General features: G+C 70.1%; 11 protein-coding genes. 2 read left to right on the top strand and 9 right to left on the bottom strand.

Features of this window, described 5'->3' with window-relative positions; all coding sequences use genetic code 11:
• Positions 1–23: 23 nt before the first annotated feature.
• The 6 genes from ACZ7M2_RS14035 to ACZ7M2_RS14010 form a co-directional block, all read right to left on the bottom strand.
• Positions 24–2,282 (bottom strand): UvrD-helicase domain-containing protein, encoded by a 2,259-nt coding sequence (locus tag ACZ7M2_RS14035; protein WP_471595441.1) that lies wholly within the window; start codon positions 2,280–2,282, stop codon positions 24–26.
• A complete protein-coding gene (locus ACZ7M2_RS14030) occupies positions 2,279–9,181 on the bottom strand; it encodes a DEAD/DEAH box helicase (RefSeq protein WP_471595440.1) in 6,903 nt (2,300 codons plus the stop codon). Before ACZ7M2_RS14030 ends, ACZ7M2_RS14035 begins: the two co-directional genes overlap by 4 nt.
• A 255-nt stretch (positions 9,182–9,436) precedes the next feature.
• Positions 9,437–10,108 (bottom strand): hypothetical protein, encoded by a 672-nt coding sequence (locus ACZ7M2_RS14025; protein WP_471595439.1) that lies wholly within the window; start codon positions 10,106–10,108, stop codon positions 9,437–9,439.
• Positions 10,105–11,340, bottom strand: coding sequence for an AAA family ATPase (locus tag ACZ7M2_RS14020; RefSeq protein ID WP_403357285.1), 1,236 nt, complete (start codon positions 11,338–11,340; stop codon positions 10,105–10,107). The genes ACZ7M2_RS14025 and ACZ7M2_RS14020 overlap by 4 nt, the downstream gene beginning before the upstream one ends.
• A gap of 212 nt (positions 11,341–11,552) precedes the next feature.
• Entirely contained in the window at positions 11,553–12,029 is a 477-nt protein-coding gene (locus tag ACZ7M2_RS14015; RefSeq protein ID WP_471595438.1) for an ATP-binding protein, read from the bottom strand.
• 121 nt (positions 12,030–12,150) lie between these two features.
• Positions 12,151–13,287, bottom strand: coding sequence for a hypothetical protein (locus tag ACZ7M2_RS14010; RefSeq protein ID WP_471595437.1), 1,137 nt, complete (start codon positions 13,285–13,287; stop codon positions 12,151–12,153).
• A gap of 362 nt (positions 13,288–13,649) precedes the next feature.
• Here ACZ7M2_RS14010 and ACZ7M2_RS14005 point away from each other — a divergent pair, with 362 nt between their 5' ends.
• Both ACZ7M2_RS14005 and ACZ7M2_RS14000 read left to right on the top strand, forming a co-directional pair.
• Positions 13,650–14,465: a helix-turn-helix domain-containing protein gene (locus tag ACZ7M2_RS14005; protein ID WP_471595436.1), complete on the top strand. Its 816-nt coding sequence runs from the start codon at positions 13,650–13,652 to the stop codon at positions 14,463–14,465.
• Positions 14,462–14,665, top strand: a complete 204-nt coding sequence (locus ACZ7M2_RS14000) for a DUF397 domain-containing protein (protein WP_471595435.1) — start codon at positions 14,462–14,464, stop codon at positions 14,663–14,665. The genes ACZ7M2_RS14005 and ACZ7M2_RS14000 overlap by 4 nt, the downstream gene beginning before the upstream one ends.
• Positions 14,666–14,782: 117 nt before the next feature.
• On the opposite strand, the gene ACZ7M2_RS13995 is transcribed toward ACZ7M2_RS14000, so the two are convergent.
• From ACZ7M2_RS13995 to ACZ7M2_RS13985, 3 genes are all read right to left on the bottom strand, one after another.
• Positions 14,783–19,873 carry a class I SAM-dependent DNA methyltransferase gene (locus ACZ7M2_RS13995; RefSeq protein WP_471595434.1) on the bottom strand — a complete coding sequence of 1,697 codons (5,091 nt, stop codon included), beginning with the start codon at positions 19,871–19,873 and terminating at the stop codon, positions 14,783–14,785.
• A gap of 23 nt (positions 19,874–19,896) precedes the next feature.
• Positions 19,897–22,782 (bottom strand): SNF2-related protein, encoded by a 2,886-nt coding sequence (locus ACZ7M2_RS13990; RefSeq protein WP_471595433.1) that lies wholly within the window; start codon positions 22,780–22,782, stop codon positions 19,897–19,899.
• Between the two features lie 140 nt (positions 22,783–22,922).
• Positions 22,923–24,182 (bottom strand): protein kinase domain-containing protein, encoded by a 1,260-nt coding sequence (locus ACZ7M2_RS13985; RefSeq protein WP_471595432.1) that lies wholly within the window; start codon positions 24,180–24,182, stop codon positions 22,923–22,925.
• Between the last annotated feature and the right edge of the window lie 151 nt (positions 24,183–24,333).

Genomic DNA, 24,333 nt, shown 5'->3' with positions numbered 1-24,333 from the left:
CTGCGGCACGATCCCGGGGCCGGTCATGCCGCGACCGGTGGCCGGACCTCGATCAGTTCCTTGAGGAACGGGCTCGGCTCCCCGTGCCAGAAAACATCCAGGCTGTCTCGGGCGCGCGTGGTCGCCACGAAGAGCAGGGACCGGGCGCGCTGCATCTCCGTCCGGTAGCGCGCCGGGTCCGTGGTCCGCCGCTGCTGGACGCTTGCTCGTGGCACCAGCCCGTCGGTCACCCCGGCGATGATCATGCGCTGGTACTCGAGCCCCTTGAACCGGAACATCGTGCCGATGTGGACGCCGCTGTCGCCGCGGGGTCCGTCCGGGCCGATCTCCTGTGCCCGGATGCCATGCTGAGCCAGTGTGTACGCGGCTTCACTCGCCATCTGGTTGGTGGGCACGGCGATGGCGATCTGCTCGTGCGGCACCTGGCCCCAGGATTCGATCAGCGCGGCGATCGCCTCGCGTTCCTCGGCCCAGTCGCCCAACCGGTGCAGGTCGGGCACGGCGCCGCTGAGCACGGACCGGTACCCGGCCAGCGTCTCGCTGCTGCCGTCGAGGTCGTCATACGTCTCGTCGCCGAGCACGTTCAGCGCGGAGCGCAGGATCTGCCGGGTGGTGCGGTAGCTCAGCGACAGCTTCGACGACCGGCCGCGGATGTTGATACCGAGGCTGCCGAGGGTCACCTGGTTCTTGTAGATGCGCTGGTGGGTGTCGCCGACCAGGAAGAGGTCATTGCGGTCCGGAGCGGTCATCGCACGCAGCATCTTCCAGTGGGCGGGCCGCAGGTCCTGAGCCTCGTCCACCACGATGTGCCGGTACCGGTAGCGCAGCCAGCCGCCCGAACCGTCGGCCATGTGGACGTTGTCGAGGCCGCCCGCTTCCTCCCGCTGACGGTCGATGGCCTGGATGCGCCGGGCGCGCTCCGATTCCAGCTGAGCCGCCCGCTCCGCGATCTGGTCCCAGGTCTGTACTTCGAGCCGGTCCAGGCGCTGAGTGAAGCGCTCGGCGAGCTGCCAGATCTCGGCGCGTTCGGACCGACTGACGGTGCGTCCGCGTCCGGCGCGGCGTGCCCGGAAGTAGTCGGCGCGGGAGGTGACGGCCTGGCCGAGGATCACCTGGGTCCATTCGTCGTGCAGGAACTCCGCGTCCCAGGCGTCCTCGCCGAGTTCGTCCAGGAGCGAGTGCCATTCGCGGACCGCCTGAGACTCGTCGACGATCCGCTTGCGATTGCCCGGCTCCGCCTCCCGGACGGTACGCAGCGCCAGCTGGTCGACGTGGCTGATCTCAACACGTGACAGCAGGTTCTCGCCACCCAGGGCGAGAAGCCGTGAACGCAGGTCCGCGGCGAGGTTCTTGTTGTAGGTGGTCAGCAGGACCGGCTTGGTCCGGCCGACGGGGAGCCGCTCGACCAGGTGCTTGACACGGTGCAGGGCCACGATCGTCTTGCCGGTGCCGGGCCCGCCGCCCACGCGCGCGGGACCGCTGTAGTCCCGCGTGACCAGCTTGGCCTGGGTGGGGTGCAGGAAGACCTTCCAGCGCCCGAAGTCCTCACCTTCCAGCGCCTCGCGCAGCGCGTCGTCGGTAGTGGTGACGATGGTGGCGGGACGTTCGGCGGCAGCCCGGAAGTCCTCGGGGTCCACCGGTTCCGGCGCCGCGACGGGGGCGGTGACCTGTTCGAGGACGTCGTCGTACTCCTTGCCGTCGTACAGCGCCAGCAGCACCTCGCCGGTGAGCTGCGGCGCGTACTCGACGAGCCCGAGGAGTTGGTCCTCGGTGGTCAGCGCGGCGATGACCGGGACCAGCGACGGGGCCACACCCAGGTCGGTGAGCCGCTGTTCGGACCACTTCGCGAACAGCGGCTGTGGAGCGGCCGGCTCGGCGGGACGGACGGGCTCGGTGGGTGCGGTGGCCCGCGGGGCCGCGGGACTGAGCACCTCCTCCTGCACGACCTGCAGGTCCACGTACTCGATGCCGCCCGTGATGCGGTTGACCGAGTACGTGAGCCGGTCCAGGTGCTCGTAGACGTCCTTGCGGTGCTTGACCGAGACGATCAGCCAGTCGTCGTCGGCCAGGCGCAGCAGCAGCGCGCGATATTCGTCGTTGACTCGTGCCGAGTGCAGCTTGTCGTGGCCCTGCAGCTGCTTGAGACGCAGTCCCGCCGAGTCGGGGTTGGTCTTGAACTTGTGTTGGAAGTCGTAGATGGCGCCCTTGACCGGGCGGGGGAGCTTGAGGATCTCGCGGTCCGCCTTGTCGAGCAGGCGCAGCGTCACGTTCTTGCCGGTCACGGTCGATCTTCCTGTCCATTGTCCGTGGTGGTGCCGTCAGGCCGGCCGGGACGTTCCCGGTCGCTGGACGGTGGTGCGCCGTCGAGGCGGTCGGCGATGTCGTCGGCGGTCCAGCCGGTGGTGGGGCGCACTTCCCAACCGGCCGCGGCGAACGCACGGTCGCGGTCGACTGCCTCCGGATCCTCGTCCTCGCCCTCCGGCGGGCGGGGAGCGAGGACGACACCGACGCGTGCGGCGGGCCAGGCCAGCTCGGCCAGCCAACCGTTCTCGTCGAGTTCGTAGCCGTCCTCGGGCACCGTGACACCGCGCGCGGCGAGGGCCTCGGCGAGTGCGAGCAGCCCGGGCTCGTCCGGGTCGAGGTATTCGATGACCCGGACCCATGCCGCGCCCCGGGCGCCCGCGGCGGGCGTCTCCGCAGCGGCCGGCGCCTGCGGCAGGGGCGCGACGGTCTCGGCCGGCGAGGGAGTGGCGTCGGCTGTCGCGACGGGGGCGAACGTGGCGCGGACGCTGTCCAGGACGCCGCTGCCGCCGGTGACCGCCAGGGTCTCGACGGGGAACCCGTCGAGGCGACCGGTCGTGAGCTGCACGGCGTCACCGCCGCCGCTGTCCAGGAACTGGAGCAGGTTGGACCAGTACAGCCAGGCTCGCCAGCGGCGCTTGTGGGCCTCCTCCTGGGCATGCACGCCCGGTGCGTCGTCGAGCAGACAGACACCGGTCCACGCGGGGGGCCTCAGCCGGCCGTCCGCGGCGAGGACCAGGGGCAGCCCCGAGCGGTCGGTGACCGTGAACAGCTGCACTGGGCCGCGCGGCCCCGTGGGCGTTCCGCCGCGCAGCGCCACAGTGATCTGCTCGCCGAGCACGTCCGGCGGCAGCGCGACGGGGCGCGCACCGTCGCCCATGAAGCCCGCCAGGGCCGCCTCCGCCCGCCACTGCCAGCGCTCGGCGTCCGGTCGGCGCAGATACTCCACTAGCTGCACGGCCGGGTTGACCCAGACAGTCTCCGCGAGTTCACCGGGCAGCCCGCGCCGGACCTTGGCGTAGTAGTCGCGGGCCTTGCCACGGGCCTGGTCGCCGTACGGCTCCCACACCGGGTCGGCCGGGCCGGCGCCCGCGTAGCCGGTGTCCCGGACACGGCGCTGCCATTCCCTCACGTCGCCGTAGGTGAGCTGGAAGACCCTGAGCCCCTCCGCGCGCAGCCGTGTGCGCTTGTCCGCGTCGTCGCCGACCCGGTTGTGCTCCCGGCCGGCGTGGAACTCGTAGCCGTCCAGGTAGAGCGCCACGCGCGGGCCGGGCGCGTCGACCCGTTCGAAGAGGACGTCGGGGCGGGTGCCGTCGAGGACGCGCTGCTGCGACACCCGCCAGCTCAGCGTGGTGCCGTCGGCCGCGGTCAGCCGCAGGTCCAGCGCGTGGGTGCCGGCCGGCGTTATGTAGGCGTCACCGCTCGCACGGCTCTCCGGGAGCACGGCCCACTCCCGCAGCGTGTCGATGAACAGGACTTCGAGATCGCTCTCGGCCTGCCGGTGCATCGGGATGTGCTGAGTGGTGGCGACGGGCGAGGTGCGCCAGCGCTCACCGTCCGCGCCGAGCAGTTCGTCCAGCATCTGCCGGACCTCGTTGCGGCTGACCTTGTCGTAGTCGGCCGGGGGCACGCGACGCAGCAGGCAGCGATGACAGCCGTCGAGCCCCTTCTCCAGACAGCCGCAGCCCTCGATCACCTCACGGGCCTTCAGCAGAACCTCGCGGAAGCCGTCGGAGGTCGCCAGCCGGTGCAGGTACCCGGTGCCGCCGGGCAGCCGGTCGTACACCACGAGGAACCGGCGCGGCCAGTCACGGTCCTCACCGTCCGGCATGGACGCGGCGGTGATGTCGATGTGGTCGGGGTCCCCGCCGTAGCGGGCCGCTATGCCCGCGAACAGCGCGGCGGTGAACGAGGCCAGCCGCTCCTTGGCCCGCGCCACGGACGCCGGCAGCAGAATGCGGACGGCCTCCGTCGTCAGCTCGTGCGCCAGCAGCAGCGGCACGTCCAGACCGGCGCCCTGTTCCTCCCCGCTGCCGCGCAGCCGTCGGCGCGGGCACCACAGCTGGTGGTGGGCGCTCGCACGCGTCGACCGGGCGAGGGAGGCGGTGAGCGCGTGCTGCGACTGGTCGACGACCGGCCGCCCGTCGGCCGTCGCGCCCCCGCAACTCGTGCACACGTAGAACGGATTGAGCCGTACGTCGTCCCCGGCCAGCGGAACCGTGCTGCTGCCGTCCTGCCGGTCGACGCCGAGGTTGAGGGTGCGGACGACGGCCTTGCGTGTGAAGTCCGCTCCGAAGACCGCGGTGTCGTGCCGCCACGATCCGGTCGTCAGATGCGCCGGGTCGATGTCGACCGTGGTGAGGACCGCGTACCGCCTCCGGTCCCGCTCGTCACGGTCGTCCCGCACCCGGGCGTCGTCCCGCTTGTCCCGGGACATCACCCGCCGGGGCTCGAGCACATGGTGCACACAGCCCGCGTCCGCGATCTCGCGCGACCCGCACCGCGGGCACGGTGAGGTGTCGTTCTTCGGATCGCCGTGCGTGCGCGCGTACCCGCAGGCCGGGCAGAGACGCCACACCGCCCAGGCGCGCCGCTCGGGGCTGCCGATGTCGAGGGCGCGCACGACGTGCCGGTAGCCGTTGACGTAGAAGCTGTTGCCGGGCGCGAGTTCGGTCAGGGCCAGCTTGCGGGAGCGCTCGTAGTCGCGCATCTCGCTGCGGTACACCCACTCCCGGCGTTCGTCGTCGCCCTCCGGGGCCTCCGGGCCCTCGTCGTCCCCGGCGGCCTCCTTCCAGTAGAGCGTGGCCTCCAGCGAGGTCGTCGTGTCGGTGAGGCTGTAGTTGGGCAGCAGACCCAGTTCGACGAGGGTGCCGTGCGCGCTGGTCTGGCTCAGCTCGCGCAGCAGCTCGCCCGTGGCACGCCGCTCGGCGAGCAACTCGCGCCGCTCGGCGCCCTGTTCACGGTCCTCGGCGAGCAGCCCGTCCACCGCGGCGTCGATGGCGGCGATGCGGCGACGCAGTTCCTCGCGGCGCACCGTCCACTCCTCCTCCGCCTCCTGAAGGGCGCGCGCGATGCCGCCGGTGGCGTAGGCGCGCAGTTCGTCCGCCGCGTGCGCGGACACTCCCCGGTCGTCGTCCGGACCGCCGGGCGCCTGCGGGAACAGCGCCAGGAACTCCTCCACCAGCCGCGCCCCGTGGGTGAGCGCCGCCTCCGACAGGTCCTGGCACCAGCCGGTCGTGCCGAACAGCGCCGACGACAGGCGCGGCACCGGCATGAGCGGCTCGCCGTCCGCCGTCGTCAGCTCGCCGCGCGCCGCTCGGTCCAGCAGGTGCGCCGTGTACTGGCGGCGCAGGATCTCGACGGCCGACAGGTAGCAGCCCGGCGGCACGATGTCACCGGCGATCATCTCGGTCGGGTCGTCCAGGTAGTACCGGTCGCGGGCCCGGCGTCCGCCGAAGGCGACCACCAGGGCGTTGCCGGTCCTGCGTCCGGCGCGTCCGGCCCGCTGCACGTAGTTCGCCGGGCCGCCCGGCAGCGAGCCGAGCAGCACCGCCGACAGGTCGCCGATGTCGATGCCCAGTTCCAGGGTGGGCGTGCAGGAGAGCACGTTGGGATCGGTGTAGTGGGTGCCCTGCCGGAACGTCCGCTCCACGCGCTCCCGTTCGGGCCGGGTCAGCATGCCGGTGTGCTCGGCCGTGACGACCCGGTAGGTGCCGCCGGTCAGATACAGGCGGCGGTAGTAGTCGGCCCGGTAGTCACGCTCCAGCTTCCCGCCGAAGCCGCCGCTGCCCGCCCCGGTCGACGACATGCCGTACTGGGGAGGGGCGAGGAGGCCGGTACAGCGCCAGCGCGGGCAGGGGTGCCCGTACCAGCGGGTACGCCGCTCGGGCGGCACCACCTGCTGCCACCCGCACTCCTCGCAGGACACGAACGCCTTGTTGACCAGGTCGTCCGCCAGCAGCCGCACATGGATGTGGCCCGGCTGCAGCCCGTAGACGCGGGTCGTGCGGTCCTTGGCGGTGCGCGCCGACAGCACGCCCTCGTCCGCGAGAACCGGCAGTAGCCTGCGCAGGTACTCGGTCGCCTGCGCCGCGTCCAGGCCGAGGCAGCGCCCTGCCCAGTCCTGGTACCAGTTGCCGCGACCGGTGATCGTGTCGAACTTCGTCTTCTCCTTGGGACCGGCGAGCAGGAACCTCGGCGGTGCCACGTACCCCTCGGGGAAGGCAGGCATGCCTTCTGGCCGCTGTCCGGAGATCAGGTACTGGTTGACGCCCGCTTCCTTGATCCAGGTGTCCAGCCACCGGTGCCGCACGCCGCCGCGCAGCCGCATCCGCTCCAGCAGTCCCCGCACGTACGCCAGATACCGCTCGGGCGTGGGCAGGCCGCCGTCCAACCCCAGCTGTCCTGGCAGCGTGAGGTGCAGGTCACGGGCGAGCGCGACGATCCGGTCCGGTTCGGCGATCACCACCTCCGCGGCCGTGGTCCGGGTCAGCTCCAGGGTGCGCCCGAGCCGCGACCGCAGCCCGAACTCCATGACCGTCGCGAAGGCGAGCCGTTCGCCGATGAGTTTCCAGGTCCGCGCGTCCCCGGTGCCGCGCCCCGACAGGAGCCGGTCCACGCCCGGTTCGTCGTGCAGGTCCGGCGGGACGACCGCGGCCAGCGTCTGCGGGTCGTCCACGGAGTCCAGGACGTCGCCGATGAGGTCGTTGAGCGGAACCGGCGTACCGGTGTCGTCCAGTTGGTGCGCCAGCAGCGAGCGCAGCGAGAACTTGTACGAGGCGTTGGCGACATAGCCGGCCCGGTGCGCCGCGTCCTGCGTGGAGTCGTTGAACAGCAGCGTCTTGCGTTCCTCCGGCGCCAGCGCGATCTCGTGGCCACCGGTGAACAGCTGGGTGACGGTGGCGGAGGCCAGCGCGGCGAGCGCGGTGCCCAGGAACCTGATGCCGTTGTCCGTGCCGCAGGCCGGGCAGGTGTCGTCCTTGGCGGCCTGGTCGGCGGTCTTCTTGTCCAGGATCGCCCGCGCGAACCAGGCGTCCTGAAGCCCCTCTCCGTCCTCGGCGACCGGCAGGCGGTAGCTGCCCTGCGCCCCGTCCAGCACCACCACGGACATCGGATCGACGCCGCCCGCCTGCTTCGGCACGTCCCCGGTGAGCGCCGCGAGAGCGTCCTTCGCCTCGGCCGGGGTCGCCGAGATGAAGTACCGCAGCCGCCGCTTGTCCCGTCCGACGGACGCCGACCAGATCTTCGGCGGGCTGGTCTCCAGTTTCTGCGGATCGGCCTCCGGGGAGAGCGTCGCCCAGCCCGACCGGCCGCACACGCGGCAGTAGATCGCGGGCAGATGAGTCTGCGCCGGCCGCTGAACGGTGTCGGAACCGGGCAGCGCCTGCGGCCGCCGGGAGTCCGCCGTCGGCCATTCGTCGCTGTCGGACAGGTCCTCTGACATAGGGGCCGCGGTCAGCGCGGAACGCCGCGCGAGGGCCCGCTCGTCCTCGTACCAGCGGAACTCCGGCCGGCCGCTCACCCCGCTGAGCACTCGCCCCACCGGCCGGACCCACAGGTGCGCCTCGATGTGCAGCAGCGGACGCGGCCTGCGCTCGTCGGACTCCGGGTCCCGCGCGGAGGACAGCAGCGCCACGAACCGGGACAAGGCCTCCAGCGCGAGCCGTGGGTTCTCCCGCGCGGTGCGCGCCCACGCGTACCCGAAGCGGGCCATACGGTCCCGCAGCCCCCACTCGTCGAGCGGTTCGCCGTTCAGCAGCGCGAGCACACCGTGGGTGAAGTCGTGCTTCTTCAGCAGGCGTCCGATCTGGAAGGCGTCCATGCCGCGCCGCCCCAGGAGCCGCTCGGCGAGCCCGTCGAGGTCGAGTCGGTCCGGGTCGGACTCCACGCCCGGCCCGCCCGAGACCTCGATGACCTCCTTGGGTCCGGGAGGCTCGGGCAGCTCGTAGTCGACGTCTCCGACGAACTCGTCGGCGCTCAGCCGCTCCTCACCGACCACCGAGTCCGGTCCGAACGGCACCCCGAACACCTGCTCGGCGACAGTGAGGATGCCGCCGGTGTCGCCCCCGCCCTCGCCGAGGGTCGCCGAGGTCGCCACCGGGCAGATGGCACCGAGCGGCCGGCCCGGCTCCGAGGCGCCCACGGCCGCTGCCAGCCGCCGCAGCAGCATCGCCACGTCGGTGCCCTGCGCGCCGTCGTAGGTGTGGAACTCGTCCAGCACCACGTACGCGGGCTCCGCGCCCTCCCACAGCGGGCGGTCCTCCGCCCGCTGCAGCAGCAGGTCCAGCATCTTGTAGTTGGTGATCAGCACGTCCGGCGGCGACTGGCGCATCTCCTCGCGCCGCGTCATCACCCGCCGGAAGTCCGTGTCCGGCTTGTCTCCGATGTAGAGACCGGCCGTCACCTGCGCCAGTTCGGGCTGCGCCAGGTAGTCGCCGATACGGCCCGCCTGGTCGGTGGCGAGCGCGTTCATCGGGTACAGCAGCACGGCCTTCACCCCACGCCGCCCCAGCGCCTTCTGTCGCCGGCAGTGATCGAGCACGGGAATCAGGAACGACTCCGTCTTGCCGGACCCGGTGCCGGTCGTCACGAGCGTCGGCTCGGCGGCGCCCTTGTACGTGCTCAGCCGCTCCCACGCCGTCGCCTGGTGCCGCCACGGCGTGAACGACGGCTGCCACTCCAGCGCCGACTGCCACCCGTCGCCGGCGGGGTGGAACGGCGTCCTGATCCGCAGGTACGGACCGCGGAAGATACCCGTCTCCGGATCCCCGAGGAACCGCTCCAGCGCGAGCCGCGTGTCCTCGTCGGCCAGCGCGTACGTCGTCGTGAGGTACTGCGTCAGACTGCCGCGGAGCTGCGCGGCGGCCAGGGTGGGCTTCACGAGGACCTTTCGGGCAAGTCGGTTACCGGGACCGCCCGATGCGTCGCGCCGTGACAGTCGGCGAAGGCACCGTGACGATCAGCGTCAAAAATACCGCCCACCTCGGACAACGACACCCACCTGGTCGAATCCCGGACTTCACAAAGGGCGTCAACTGCGCGAATGCCGCAAGCGATCGCGTCGATCGGACGCGCGCTCTCGTGGTCAGGACCCGCTCCCGTCCCGCCCAGCAGCGGCGCTGGGGTGCTCCGGCGGTCAGTTCCAGCCCGTGAGGTCCCCGACGAAGTCCGCGTACGAGCGATTGGCGCCGCGCGGAGAAGGGATGAGCCGGTACTTCAGCGCCTCGCGGGCGACCGCGGGTCCGTCGCTCTCCCGGAAGACCGGCAGGCCGAGCCCCCGCTTCAGCTCCTCCTTGGCGTCCTTGACGCGGCCGGTGTCCTTGTCGAGCAGACGGTCGGGGACCTTCCAGCGCGGACGGACGTGAGGGAAGGCTTCGGGGAAGAGCAGCAGCCAACCCTCGCTCTCCCAGGCGGCGAGCGCGAGGGCCGTCCGGAACTCGTGACACTGGCGCCCGAACTCGTCGGTCAGTGTCTTGCGGATCCGGTCGTACTGGGTATCGGCGTACCCGTCCAGATCCTCGTGGACGACGAACCCGAGCAACTCGGCGCGCTGCTGCCGCGCCTTGGCCCGCGCCTTTCCGGTCAGTGCCCTCACCGCGGCGGCGAGGTCCGGGCCGGACTTCCTGCGCAGCCGCACCGGGTCGTTGATGCGGACCAGCTTGGCCGCAGCGCTCAGGTCGGGCCGGTGCGCGCGTATCAGCGCGGCCATGATCTCGCAGTCGTTCTGGTCCTCGCCGGCCAGTACGATGACGCCCCGTTCCTGCTCCCGTGACGCCCGCCCGCCGCCCTGCCGCCCCCTCGGGGTCACAGCTCGCCCCCGGTGAGGTCGCCGCCCAGCACCCCGGAGAACCACAGTTCCCCGAGCGGCTGTTCACCGGACTCCTCGACGATCTCCTTCACCTCGTCGACGGTGAGGGCCGGGATGATCGACGCGCCGTCCTCGTCGCGGTCGCACACGACGAACTCCTCGGGACGCAGCCGGTTCACGAGCGCGGGCGAGTGGGTGGCCACGATGAACTGTGTCCGCTCGGCGGCTTCGCGCAGCCGCTGCACGACGAGTTCCAGGGCTTGCGGGTGCAGCCCGTGGTCGATCTCCTCGATGCAGGTGAACGCCGGCGGGTTCGGGTCGTACAGCAGGGCGAGCAGTCCCAGCAGACGGACCGTGCCGTACGACGCGTCGGCGAGCGGGGTGAGCCGGCGCAGGCCGTGTTCACGCAGGACGACGGTCAGTTGGTCTGTAGAGCCGCCGACCTCCTCGAACTCGATGCTCTCCAACTGCGGCAGGACGGTCCGGGCGTCGGCGACTAAATCGTCCCAGATCTCCTCGCGGCCGCTCAGGTGGATCAGGAATCCGGCCAGGTTCTCGGCATGCGGCGAGAGCGTGGCGAAGTCCGCGCCGCGCAGCCGTGTCGGCTGACGAGCTGCCGCCACGTCGACGTCGAAGACCCGGAACGACGACAGGCGGTCCGCGACCCGTGTCACCTCGTCGCCGCCGTCGGCGGGACCGAGCCGGGGCAGCGTGGACAGACCGCTGCTGAGCCTGCGGATACCGAAGCTGCCGCTGTCCTTCGTCTGTCCCGCCCGTTCGTCGACGACGCGAGCTTCCTCGCCGGAGATGGTGATGCGCCGGCCGCGTCCCTGCTTGCGTTTGAACGCGAAGCTCTCCTCACGCGACAGGGTGTACCGCGTCCCTCTGCCGTCCCGGTTCGACGGCAGGGAGCGGCGGCGGATGACGAGGTTGTACTCGTCCGGCGCTTTGAGCGTCGAATTGCTGGTCCAGGTGGCCTTCAGCTGGATGCGCATCGAGGTCGGCGGCCTGCTCCCGCCCCAGAAGGCCACCTCGTCGAACCCGCCGCGTGAGTCCAGCGCCGGCTGGAGGTCGGTGCGGATGATGTCGGCGAGGAAGTCGAAGACCTTCAGCACATTGGACTTGCCCGCGCCGTTCGGGCCCACCAGCACGGTGAGGGGACCGAGCGGCACGGTCACATCCCGCAGGCTGCGGAAGTGCTCGACGTGGAGTTCTAGCAGACGGCCGGGCATGGGCAACCTATCGAGTCGATGCACGGTGCGGCGGACACGCCGGCGCGGACGGCGGCGTCGCGAGGTGCGCGCTCCTGCACGAGCGCTGCTCGCGGACGTCCCGGTGAGCGGGCATCGCGCCTCCTCCGTCGTGTCGTGCGTCCATGGACGGACGATGATCGACCAGCCGTGGACGATCGTGGCTCAGCGTATCCGCCACGGCTGACATCGACTCACCGATCCGCCAGGGTCGACTTCGTCGGGCGCCGGCCCGCCTTGAGTGACGCCCAGACGGTCTTGCCCGGGCCGCCAAGGCGGTCCGTGACACCCCATTCGTCGGCCAGCGCCGTCACGACGAGCAGGCCGCGGCCGGATTCGGCGTCGGTGTCCGCGGGAGGGACGACGGTGGGCCGGCGCTCGCCGCGGGTGTCCGACACCTCCAGCCGCAGTTCACCGCCGACCTCGGTGGTCAGCCGTACGTGGAAGTCCCGTCCGGGGACCCGACCGTGCCGTACGGCGTTCGCGCTCAGCTCGGCGGTGATCAGCGTCAGCGTCTCGTTGACCTCGCAGTCGTAGGGGTGGCCCCAGGCGTCCAGGCAGTGCGCGACGAACAGCCGCGCCAGTCGGGCGCCTCGCGGGGTCGACGTGAACGACATCGCGAACTCGATGGTCCCCGTGGGGTCGGGGGGAGGGAAGAGCGGCGTGTGCATGGGGTCAGCGTTGCGGCCGGGTCGGGCGTGTCACCAGGAGCGACGCCTGTACGGCGGTCCGCTGTACACCGCGCCGGGCTGTGGCGGGTGAGTGTCGCGCGAGCGATGCCGTACGACGGCGTCAGCTCCGACGGCACCGCTCCCGAAGCTCCGCGAGGACCGCCTTCTCACGGGAGTTGACGTCACCGTCCACAGTGGCCACGCGTTCCGCCGCGTCGATGACGTCGCCGAGATCGCCCGGCTCGGCGTCCACGCGCTTCCACACTTCGGCGGGGTCGATGTCGACGACGTTTGCGAGCCTCTCGTCGACCACCTCGTGCCGCTCCCGGACCAGCCGCACCAGATGCCGCATCAGCAGCGCCTCGTCGTCGGCTATTTTGGCGTTCGCGTTCGCCCTGAGCACGAGCCACGCGACCCACAGCATCAACTGCGGGTGCCGACTGCGCTCGCTGATTCCCTCGGCGAGTTCGATCACTCGCGCCTCGTTCCGGAACACGGCCCGCGCGTGCCGGCCGGCGAGAACCGTGGTGTAGCGGTTCAGCAGGACGGCGAGGGGGACGCCGACCAGGGGGATGCCGATCTTGATGACGTTGCGCTGGAGGAGGTGCTTCCCGACGACCGGGAGCGCCTTCCCCGCGGTGAGTGCCGATCCGGAGTAGAAGCGCTTGACCAGCGGTCGCACCAGGGCCGGGACCGCCTTGGCCACGCCTTCCCGGGCCGCTTCGCCGCTCTTGATGGTGAAGGCCACGCGGATGAGCTTCCACAGGTCCTCGGGGTCGTGCACGTCGAGCGGGACCCGGTAGAGCACGGAGACGTCGTAGGCCAGGCGAAGCTGGAGCTGGGTGGTGAACGCGATGTCGACCATCATGGTCGCCACGGCCGCGGGGACGGTCGCCGGCGACGCACCGCCGAGGCTCCCGATGGTGGCGGCGACGGTCGCCGTGTAGGCCCCGGCCGAGAGCCCGCCTTCGAGCGCGGCGTACCGGGACGCCATCTTGATCCGCTGATCCACGATGGCGTCCGCGGGCACACCCGCGTACCGGTCCTGGAAGTACTGCCAGTCCACCTTCTCGGTGTACGAGTTCATGGCATGAGCGGCGAGCTTGGTGAACCAGTTGCCCGACTTGATGTCGTCCGCGCTCAGGCCCTTGACGAAGTCCTTGATCTCGGCCTGCTCCTGCTCGACGACCTTCCGGTCGGCGGCGTCGTCGGCTTTGTCCGCGTCGGAGTCTGCAGCGTGCGTCGGCGCGTCTGTCATGGCGCGTTCCCCCCTGGCTGTTCCGCGGTTGGTTGAGCTGCGGGCTTGCGGCCACCTCTGCTGCCGTCTCCGCGTGTTGATTCGGCGAGCGGTACAACGGCCGCTCTGTCCTCCCCTTGAGGCGGAACCTTAGCGTGTGGTCAGGCGACCGGTGCCGTGGCGGATCACGGGGGTGCGGGTGTACAGCCGGGGGCTGTACAGGGGAGGCGGGCGCTCGTACGCGGTACGGGGGAAGCGGGGCCAAGTGGCGCGAAAGCCGCGGTGCGTGTCTTTACAGTGAGTTGTGAGTGACGGCCAGGTGGGGTGCCTGCGGCGGGTCGAGGGGTGGGCACCACTGTGCGGGTGGGCGAGATGAGGTCACCATGACGGCTCACGGTGAGAGCGAGACGGGCATTCTCCGGTGCTTCGGTCAGCAGGTGCGGCTGCTGCGGACGAGCCGGGGGCTGACGCGGGCGGAGCTGGGCGCGAAGCTCGGCTACGGCGAGGACATGGTCACCTCGGTGGAGCTGGGGAGACGGATCCCGAAACCGGATTTCATCGACCGGGCGGACGCGGTCCTGGAGGCCGGCGGCCTGCTGACGGTGATGAAGGAGGAGGTGGGGCGGGCGCGGTACCCGGCGTTCTTCCGGGATGCGGCGAAGCTGGAGGCGGAGGCGGTTGAGCTGCATGTTTATGCCAACCAGGCTGTGCCGGGGTTGTTGCAGACGGAGGAGTACGCGCGGGCGGTGTTCGGGGTGCTGCGACCTCCGCTGGACGACGAGGTTGTCGATGAGCGGGTTGCCGCGAGGTTGGCACGGCAGGAGATCTTTCACCGCAAGCCGTCACCGCTGATGAGTTTCGTCATCGACGAGTCCGTGCTGCGCCGACCCGTTGGTGGGTGGGGCGTACTGCGCGGAGAGTTGGAGCAGGTGTTGCTCGTCAGTCACATGCGGCACGTCGAAGTTCAGGTCATGCCGCTGGATCGCGAGGAGAACGCCGGGATGGCCGGTCCGTTCACCTTGATCGAGACGGACGATGGGCGCAGGATCGCGTACGTGGAGGTACAGAACGTCAGCCGGGTGCACAGTGATCGGGAGCCGGTCCGGGCCCTGGAGGCCAAGTACGGGACGCTGCGTGCCCAGGCGCTGACGCCTCGCGAATCGCTCGCGTACGTCGAGAAGTTGTTGGGAGAGCTGTGAGCACCGACAAGGCAATGCCAAGAAAGGGTGCCCCCCTGCGCTGGTTCAAGAGCAGCTACAGCAGTGAGGAAGGCGGGGAGTGCGTCGAAGTCGCCATCGATGCTGCCGTCCACGTGCGTGACTCGAAGCAGGCGCTGGAGTGTGGGCCTGTGCTGAGGGTTGGCTCGGCGGCGTGGTCGGCGTTGATTGAAGCGATGTGAGCCCGTTGCCGCCGAGAGCCAGCCGTCTCGTAGTTGGTCGAGCGGAGGCGTGAGGCGGCTCGCGAGGGTCGGCGCTTTCCTTCAGGAAGCGCCGACCCTCGCTATGAGAAGCGGCACTCAGGCTTCACGGCCCCCAGGCGGAGTCCAGCGGCCAGCGGCGATTTCCTTGTCCAAACGAGCTTGGAAGTGCGCGTGTGCGGCACGCATCTCGGTCTCACGGTCCGCCTTATAGAAGGGGGCTGTGTAGCCAGCCGGGGGTGGGGTGGTCTCCGGGTTTTCTAGGTGGGCCAGGAGGTCTATGTAGTCCTGCTTGGTCTGGCCGTGGCCGAAGGTATTGAAGTCGGCGGCAATCTTTCGGCCGCTGGATTCGAAGTAGGTCGCCGTCTCGTAGTCGTACAGCTGGGGGAAGCGTGATTTGTAGATCGCTACGAGTTGGTCGGCCGTGATGCCGAGCCAGACAGAGACGAGGGCATCGAGTTCGACGAGGGCGGCGCGGCGTTCATGCTCGGTGCGGAGCGGGGTGGTGTACTCCCAGGTCCGCTTTAGACCAGCGGCTAGAGGCTTTAGGCTAGGCCAGTTGGGGTTAGCCCAGTCTTCGTAGCTCTCCCAGCGAGGGTCGAACAGCTCTGCCCAGAGGGGAGCGTAGCTGGCGGTGAGTGCGTTCAGGCGAAGAGTGCGCAGGAGAATGCCAGAGGCTAGGGGGTGCGTAGTGTCAGGGGCTGGCATTTTAAGGGCTTCGCCAGACATTAGGTTCGCCCTGCCTGTGATGCGGAGGAGATAGTCGAGGGGGAGAGTGGCCCAGAAGCCTGCATTGAGAGAAGTCAGGCGATTGTCTGCCAGAGCCATCGAATGGACGCCGTGGATATGAGCTGGGCCGGGAGGGAGTAGGGCGGCCTGAAGGCTGCGGCTGGTGTTGAAGGGGATCATGACTCGCCAGGCCAGCCGGAAAAATGAGGTGAATGGCTTTCCGAGCCAGGAGTCCTGGGCCGCTTGGTACGTCGCATTGTCTGTGGCCCGTACATAGTTGGTCACGGGGACGTAGGTTTCAGGAAGTTCCGTCGGCTCAAGAGTGTCCCAGTGCCTCTGATTCCGGCAGGGGATCATTGGCTGCTTAGAGAAAGGTGCCGCGCAGGAGAAGTGGGGCCCTTGAAGGATCACATCCGTCAATTTAGGGACCATCTGATTCCCCCAGCGGATTAGGCCGTTCTTCTTCGCGTTTGCTTCATCGTATCCCCTTGAGATCATCGGGTCGTAGTCGGCAATACTGGTGGGATGCGCGGCAAGCGCTTCGATTGCCCCTTGCTCGCTGACGAGGACCGGATATAGCAGGGGAGTATGGGCTGCTCCACCTACTGAGCCCGTCAATGCGTGCCAACTAGCCAACAGGGCCGGGTCTACATGTACAACGCGTTCGCGGTGGGGTCGAATGTCCCATGATCCATCATGTTTGATTCCAGGCAAAGGGCCTTTTCCGTCATGGGTCAACGAATCGATCAGAACATTAGCTCCGCGGAGTTGGCTGACGTGTAGAAAGTTGGGCTCCTGCGAGATGCCGTAAATGTGCATCCCGAATTCTTGGGAACGGGAAAGGTCTTCGAACGCCCAGTTAGCGGAGTTCACAAATTGCGCGTGCACTCGCAGATGCCCGTAGGCTGCGGCTCGAATGACGCCCTCATGTACGCCTCCGAAGTGTGTGTCCGGGTGGATCATGCCAGCACTGCCGAGCCGTGCGATGTGCTGCCACACCTGAGCCATGAATGCGCGATAGAGGTCACCCTGGGTGCCGAGAAGGAGCGGATAGGTGGCAGGGCTGCCTAGCACGGCCACGGCCCCCGCGTGAGCAGCCAACTCGTCGAGGAGAAATACCTTGCTGTTCTCCTGTGCGCCCAGTACGTCTTCTTTCCGAAGTCGCCATTCCTCCGCATTCGGCTTCTCTGTGAGTGCAAACCACGGCTCCGTCTCAGCCAGGACCACATCCTCCTGCCACCGCGGCCGAACCCAGGGAGGATTTCCCACTTGCAGGTCATATCCGCCCCGCGCAAAGACCTGACCGAACTCCAACTCCCAATGAAAGAACCCCTGCCGCTCAGCCACATCCCGCGCCACCCCTGCCCAGGGATATCGAGACTCCAGCGAGTAGAACCGCTCCATGCCCATCCACTCGGGCAGCTCGTCCTCGTACCGCTCAAGCTCATCCAGCGTGCCGAACTGGGCCACCAGCGAGTCCGCAGCCACGTCCTGCGTGCCCAGCAGCGACTCGGCGAAGTCGAGCCAGTCGTCCAGTGAGGCCAGCGCGATCACCGGGCGGCGCTCGCCGCGGATCTGTTCCTTGCGGCTGCCGCCCCGCGCGCCCTTGGACTTGACCTCGACGACCTGGACGTCACCGAACAGGTCCTCCGACTCGTACGTCTCCCGCGTGGGCGTGCCCGATTGGGCCGGGACCGCCGACACCGTCCACTCACCCGACCGCGAAGCGACCTCCGCCGCCCGCGCGTACGACGCATGCGAACCGTCCAGTTGCGCAGCGTCCTGCACGGGCCAGAACCACAGTGCGCACCACGCGTCCATCAGTGTCTTCAGGCGCCAGTAGGGAGTGTCGACCGCCTCCAGGTCGGCCTTGACCTTCTCCCTCGGGACCGCGACCTCGGGCGAGCGGAGCCAGCCGTCCTCCGCGCCCCAGAGGTCGATCCGCCGCGAGATTTCCCGCTCGGAGATCTCCAGCCGGCGCACGACCAGCCCCCACAGGTACTCGGCCCGCCGTGCCAGGCCCTGCAACCGCTTGGTCTGCGCGGGGCTGGGGGACTTGGTGATCGCCTTGCGCCAAGCGGCCAGCGCCTTCGACTCCTCCGGGGCCAGCGCCTTGGCCTCCTTCTCGGCCGCGACCGCGCCCCACTCCTTCGCCGGGAGGAGGAAGTGGTGCACCGCGCCTTCGGGGAGCTGGGTGCCCGCCAGGGCCTCCGCCAGCGGGAAGCTCTCCGGGGTCGTACCCAGCCAGCCGCCCTTGGTCAGGCGCTCGGCGGAGTAGACCTCCCTACGGCCACCGATCAGCGAGTTGCCACGCCGCAGGTGCAGGCCGAACCACGGGGCCTCCATGCCGGGGTGCATGGTGTTCAGCCAGAGTGACACCTCCGCCAGCTCCACCGCCGTGTTGTTGAGGTCAACGCCGTAGGAGTTGTGCAGGGCGATGTACGCCTTGGCCTTCTGGAGCTCGACCGCGTACTTCTCCGTGTCGACGGCGACGCCCAGCTCGTCCTGGCGGCGCCGCAGGTACTCCGCCGCGACCTGGTTGATCGCCTCGTTGAGGAACGCGCCCGAGCCGAGCGCCGGCTCGCAGATCTTCCAGTCGAGGAGTTCGCGGGCCTCGGTGACCGTGTCGTCCTGGTCCAGGCGGTGCTGCAAAGCGAGTTGGACCGTCACCCGGGTCAGCGACTCGGGTGTGTAGTACGAGGCCGACGTCTGGCGGTCGCGGCCGGACAGGCGGTACACGAACGCGCCCGGCACGTACCGCACGCGCTCCTCCACGCCGGTGTCCTCGTCCTTCTGGCGGACGAACACTTCGTCCGGGTACTCGTCGGCCTTCGTCGCCGGGACCAGCCAGGAGCCGTCCTTCGGGTCGCCGTTCTTCGCGACCTCGTACAGCTCCTCGCCCGCGACGAAGCCCGAGTAGGACATCAGGCCCTCGTACACGGCGCCGAGCTGGTTGATGCCGAGCTGGGCGTAGGAGATGAAGCCACCGCGCTCGCGCCGCTTGCCGCGGGTCAGCATCAGCAGGCGCAGCACCCGGTACAGCGTCTCGTTGCGCAGGCGGGTGTCGACGAAGCACTCCCCGCCCGGTTCTCCGCCCAGCTCGCCCTCGCCGCCGGCCTCCGTGTCGACGCGCGGGTCGGGGACGGTGTTCCGGCCGATCAGCCGGATCGCGTCCGACTCGAACAACTTCGAGTGCAGCGGCTCGAAGCGCAGGCCCATGTCCTCCGACGTCTTCGCGGTCACGGCCTCGGCGGACTCCGCGTCCACGCCGTGGGTGCGGCGCGGGCGGTGGCCCTCCTGGACCTTGCGGAAGAGCAGGTCCAGCGACTCGTACAGGTAGAAGCCCTTGCGGGACTTCTCGTCGACCAGGTCGCGCTCGGCGATCAGTTCGCCGAGGCGGCCGAGGCCGTAGCCCATCTGGTACTCGGGGTAGTCCGAGGGCAGGATGCCCAGCTCGGGGCGGGCCTCCGCGTACAGCAGGAACAGGACGCGGTACAGGTAGCGCAACGACTCGCGAGTCAACTGGCGGCCCAGTTCGGGGAGTTCCCTGACCTCGTCGGGGCGGACGCCTGCCTCGCGCAGCCGGTCCAGGACCTCGTTGGCGATCAGTTCGACGCTCAGCCGCAGGCCGTCGCGGAGTTCGCTGGAGACGCCCACCGCGTGCTTGGTCGACTTGTCGAGGAGGGAGGCGAGGGGGTTCTCGCCACCCTCCTCCGGGGTGCGCAGCGAGTCGGCGCCGAACAGGGCGGCCACCGTGTCGAGTTCGCCGCCCGCCTTGACGTCGTTGCGCTCCAGCGCCGCGTCCAGCGAGACCGCCAGATAGCGGCCCTCGCCCCACGCGGCCCGGTCGGCGAGCACGACCACGCCGCCGACCAGCAGCAGGGCGTAGCGGGGGGCGTCCTCACAGGCGAACAGGAAGGAGGCGAGCTTGGAGCCGGTGGCGACGGTGTGCTGGCCGTCCAGGCGCAGTTCGTCCAGGAGGCGTCCGGGGCCGTCGGGGTCCAGGGCGTCGTCGGGCTCGGCGGACCAGCCGCAGTCCAGGGCGACGAGGTCCTTCTCCGCGTGCGCGACCGTCACCTCGTGGGACTGGTCGGCGCGCACGACAGTGAGCGTGCCCGGCTTGGCGTCGAAGCCGAGGGCGCGCAGCACCTCCTCGTTGAGGGCGCGGACACGGTCGCGCCACTCGGGGGCGTCGTACGTCACGGCGTCGTCGCCGGTCGCCGCCCGCTCCTCGTCCATCGTGAAGTAGGAGCGGGCCGCGAAGTAGGGGCGGCGCAGCGCCCGCAGGCCCGCGCGCGGGGTGAGCGGCAGGGCGCCCTCGGGCCGCTCGGTGCCGGCGGCGTCCTCCTCGCGCTGCTTCCACTCGGCGAGCAGGCCGGACTTGAGGTCCTTGGGGAGGATCTCGGCGAGGTAGTGCGCGGAGAAGTAGTCGCCGCGGTTGACCAGGCTGTCGTACGTCATCTTCGTGAACCTCTGCGGGTCGGTCAGGCGGCGTGGGCGGTGGCGGGGGCCAGGACGGCGAGCACCCGCAGCATCGGGCGGCCGGTGGTGAGGAGGGAGTCCGCGAGGGAGGCGAGGCGTTCGCGGGTGCCGGTGGGCGCGGCAGCGCCGCCCGTCAGCGTCGGCTGCTCCCAGGAGCCCAGGCGGGTCTTGTACTCCTCGATGGGGGCCCTGAGCGGTTCGTTCCACGCGGCGCGGTGCCGCTCCAGGAACGCCTCCGCGGTGTCCAGGACGCCGGGGATCGCCTCGGCGAGGCGGGCCGGGTCGTGGGCGAGGCCAGGGTTCGCCATCGTCGGGCCAACCTGGGCGCGGCGCAGTACCGCCACCATGTCGTCGTCGACCTCGCCGTCCGCGGTGACCGCCATCCACTTGACGACAGTCGGGCGGCCGAGCGCGTTGGAGTAGATGCCCTGCACGAGGTACGTGGGCTCCGGCACGTCGGCGGTCAGCACCGGCGCCTCCTGGCGGTCCAGGCGGACCAGGACCTTGTCGGTGAGCCACTCCATGACCGGGTGCAGGTCGGTCAGTAGGGAGATGTCGGGCCAGCTCGACGTGGCTGAGGCGCGGGCGCGCGTCAGGCTGAGGTCGGCGAGCCGCCGGTTGAAGGTGACCTTCAGCCGGTCGCGCAGGCCCTGCTCGCGGAGGTAGTCCGGGGGCAGCGCCTTGAGGCGGTGGACCAGGTCGGAGGGCGGGACGAAGGAGAGCAGGCCGGTCTCGGGGTCGGCGGACAGGTCCAGTCGGTCGTGGGCGTCCGGGTAGACCTCGCGCAGCGCCTCGTCGAGGAACTCGCGGGCGGAGGAGAACAGCCGGGGCACGTGCGCCCTGGGCACCGCCCCGGTGCCGTCGCCGCCGCCCGCGTCGGTGGTGGCCGCGTCCCCCTCCGGTTCGTCGTTCACGGCGCCGAAGAAGTCGGCGAGGAAGTCCTCCACGCCGTCGTCGGTGTCGGAGGCGCGGTCGGTGTCCAGGGACTCGTCCACGGTGCGGCCCCGCAGCAGGTCCTGGATGAGGGACTTCTCCTCGGCCTCGGCCCGGTAGAGGCCGGACACCGCCTCCGCCGTGCCGAGCGACTGGTGGGCCTGCGCCTCGCGCTCCAGGAGGCGCTCGGCGACGAGCGTGTCGTCCTTGGCGCCGTCGAGGGAGCTGGTCAGGATCAGCGCCCGGAACTGCGGCTGGTGGGGCTGCCCGTAGCGGTCGATACGGCCGTTGCGCTGCTCGATGCGGATGAGCGACCAGGGCACGTCGTAGTGGACGAGCTGGTGGCACTGGCGGTGCAGGTTGACGCCCTCGGAGGCGACGTCGCCGGTGAACAGGATGCGTACGGGTGTGTCCGCGAGGCCGAAGTCCTCCACGCACTGCATCTGCTGCTCGTCCGACAGGCCGCCGTGCATGACCCGGGCCGCCTCCTCGGCCGCCTTGCCCTTGAAGCCGAGGGCCCCCGGCACGGTCTTCGCCAGCCACTCCAGGGTCTGCACGCGCTCGGAGAAGACCACGACCCGGGTGGCGGACCTCGGCCCGACCCCGATCTCCCGCAGCTGCTCCAGCAGGGCCCCGAACTTGCCCGAGTCCTCCTCCGTCATGCCGGAGGTCAGCTCCAACAGCCGTTGCAGGGCCGTGCGTTCGGCGGCTGTCGCCTCCGGGGTGTCCTTCTTCTCCAGCGTCTTGATGCGGGTGCTGACCGTGGACTTCAGCGCCGTGTGGGAGGAGAGGAAGGACTTCAGCAGCGTGTACGGGAACAGGGGGACGTCACTGACCGACTTCGAACCGTCGGACGGCAGCCAGACGGCGGCCAGTTCATCGAAGACCTTCTCCTCGGCGGGGGTGGCCGTCACCCGGATCGAGCGGGAGGGGCCGCGGTCCGCCCACTGGCCCTTCATCTGCTCGCGCACCTCGGGACTGACCTTGGTGCGGCGGATGAACAGGTGCTTGATGTCCTCGGCGCGGTAGTGCTCCGGGTCGCGGATCGCGGCCGGGTCGAGCAGGGAGATCAGCTCGGCGAAGGAGCGGGCGTCGCCGTTGTGCGGGGTCGCGGAGGCCAGCAGCAGGGCGTCGGTGTGCGGGGCCAGCGTGCGGGCCAACTGGTTGCGCAGGGAACCCTTGTTGATGAGGTTGTGCGACTCGTCGATGACGACCGCGTCCCAGGTGATCCGCTCCAGGTGGTGCTTGTACTGGTCGGTGTTCTTCAGGGTGTCGATGGAGACGATGACGCGCTTGAAGTACGTGAACGGGTTGCGGCCCGCGGGGATCTCCCGCTGGATCCGCTCGATACCCACCGAGTCCAGGCGCACCAGCGGGATCGCGAACCGCGTCCACAGCTCGTGCTGGAACTGCTCCAGGACGTGCTGCGGGGTGACGACGAGGATGCGCTCGCCGCGGCCGCGGCGGATCAGCTCGGCGAGGGTAAGGCCGATCTCCAGGGTCTTGCCGAGACCGACGACGTCCGCGATGAGCACGCGGGGGCGCAGGTTGCGGCCCGAGAGGGCGAGTTGCGCGGGACGCTGCTGGTAGGGGAGCGAGTCCAGGAGGAACGAGTCCGCGAGCGCGAGGCCACGTTCGGCCTGCGGCAGCGGCGTTTTGCGCAGCACCGCCTCCAGGAACAGGCGCGAGCGGCGGAAGTTCGGCGAGTCGTCCCGCACCAGACGGGTCTGCCGCGGGTCGAGCAGTTCGATCCGGTCCAGCCCGGTGAAGAACACCGCCTCCTGGTCGCGCACGAAGTCCGAGGCGCCGACCGCCTCGATCCGGGCGCCGTCGTGCTCCGTCCGCGTCGCGTTGCGGACCAGCCACACCTCGTCCCGTACGAGGATCTGGGCGCCCGGCGGGAACTGGGCGTCCTCGCCCCTCGTCGCGGGAACGGTGCTCAAGTCGGCGGTCACGCGAGTGTCTCCTGGACGGTCGTGGTGGTGGGGTGGGTGCGTGCTGTCGGCGGTGGCCGATGGTCTCACCGCCGAAGCGGTGGGACGCGCGGACGGGAGGAGCGGTCATGCGGCTCGGTGCGGCAGGCCGGGTGCGGGTCTCAGAAGGGAGCGCTCGCCGCGTACGTGGCTCGGAGGCGTTCCGCCGTCCTGCGAGCCTGCGGAGAGTGCCGCAGGGTGTGCGTTCCGGGCGGGGGCCGCCTGGAAACCGTGGGCGGGCGGTCCGGCGCCGGCTGCGCGCGGCGGGATTCGTCAGGAGGATCCTCCCTGGTGGGAGCCGTGGAGTCGGAGGAGTCCTGAACCGACGGGTCGCTGAGGTCGGGGACGATCTCGACCACGGTAGGGGAGGGAGCGGGTGAGTCGGAAAGGGACGGTGCCGACACGTCCTGAGCGGCGGGAGCGGTGTTCGTTTCCGTGTCGCTCGCGGGCACAGGCGCGGGCGGGGGGAGGCTGGGGGCGTCGGCGGGTGCGCCCTTTCGCCGTTGTCCCGCGGTGTGCGCGGTGAGCCTGCGACGCGCCTGGGCGATCTTCATGCCCTGGTTCTCGATCACCGAGCGGCACTGCTGCACCACCTCGGTCAGCGAAGGCCGGTCCTGCGCGTTCTGGGCGAGCATGGCGGTCAGGAGTGGCAGCAGTTCGCCGGGCGTATCGGACAGGTCCGGGGCCGTATCGGGGTCGGTGACGAGGTGGAACACCATATAAGGGGTCGCCGCTTCGTGCGGATAGTGACCGGTTGCGGCGAAAAGCAGCGACGCGCCCAGCGCGTACACGTCCACGGCCGCCGTCAGGGGTTTCACGCCGGCGGCCTGTTCGGGGGCCATGCAGATCGGAGTGCCGACGATCTGGTGGGGAGCGGTGAGGGAGACGTGCGACTCGGTGAAGGCGGCCAGTCCGAAGTCGATGATCTTCGGGCCGTTCGGTCCGAGCAGGATGTTGGCGGGCTTGAGGTCGCGGTGGAGCAGGCCCTGCGTGTGCACGGCCGACAGCGCCTCGGCGAGGACCGCGCCGAGCGCGGCGGTGAGGACGGACGGGAGCGGTCCGTGCGTCTTGACGTGCCGGGCGAGGTCCGGGCCGTCCACGTACTCGGTGGCCAGCCAGGGCTGTTCCGCTTCCGGGTCGGCTCCCAGGAATGCCGCGATGCGCGGGCCCCAGATGGTCTTGAGTACCTCGATCTCCTGCGCGAACCTCCCGCGGGACTCGGAGTCGACGATCGAAGGCTTGATCACCTTCACCGCGGCGGGTTCACCGCCGAGAGACTCTCCCAGGAAGACCTGGCCCATGCCCCCCTGGCCGATCCGGCCGAGGAGCTCGAAGTCGCCCAGCGAGGGCGGGTCCTCGGGGTTCAGGGGCGTGATCTGCACGTGTGTCCTCGGAATTCGGTCGTGGCGGGCGTCTGATCAGCCGCGATGCGCACCTGGAGACACGGTAGTGGATGCGGTCGAGGCCGAGAACGGGTATTGCGGGATAGGGATGTCAACCTCTCGGGGTGGAGAATGTGTGGAGAGTTCCGGC

This window comes from Streptomyces sp. NPDC111507 (assembly GCF_055638955.1).
This window is presented reverse-complemented; position numbering and strand designations above follow the sequence as displayed.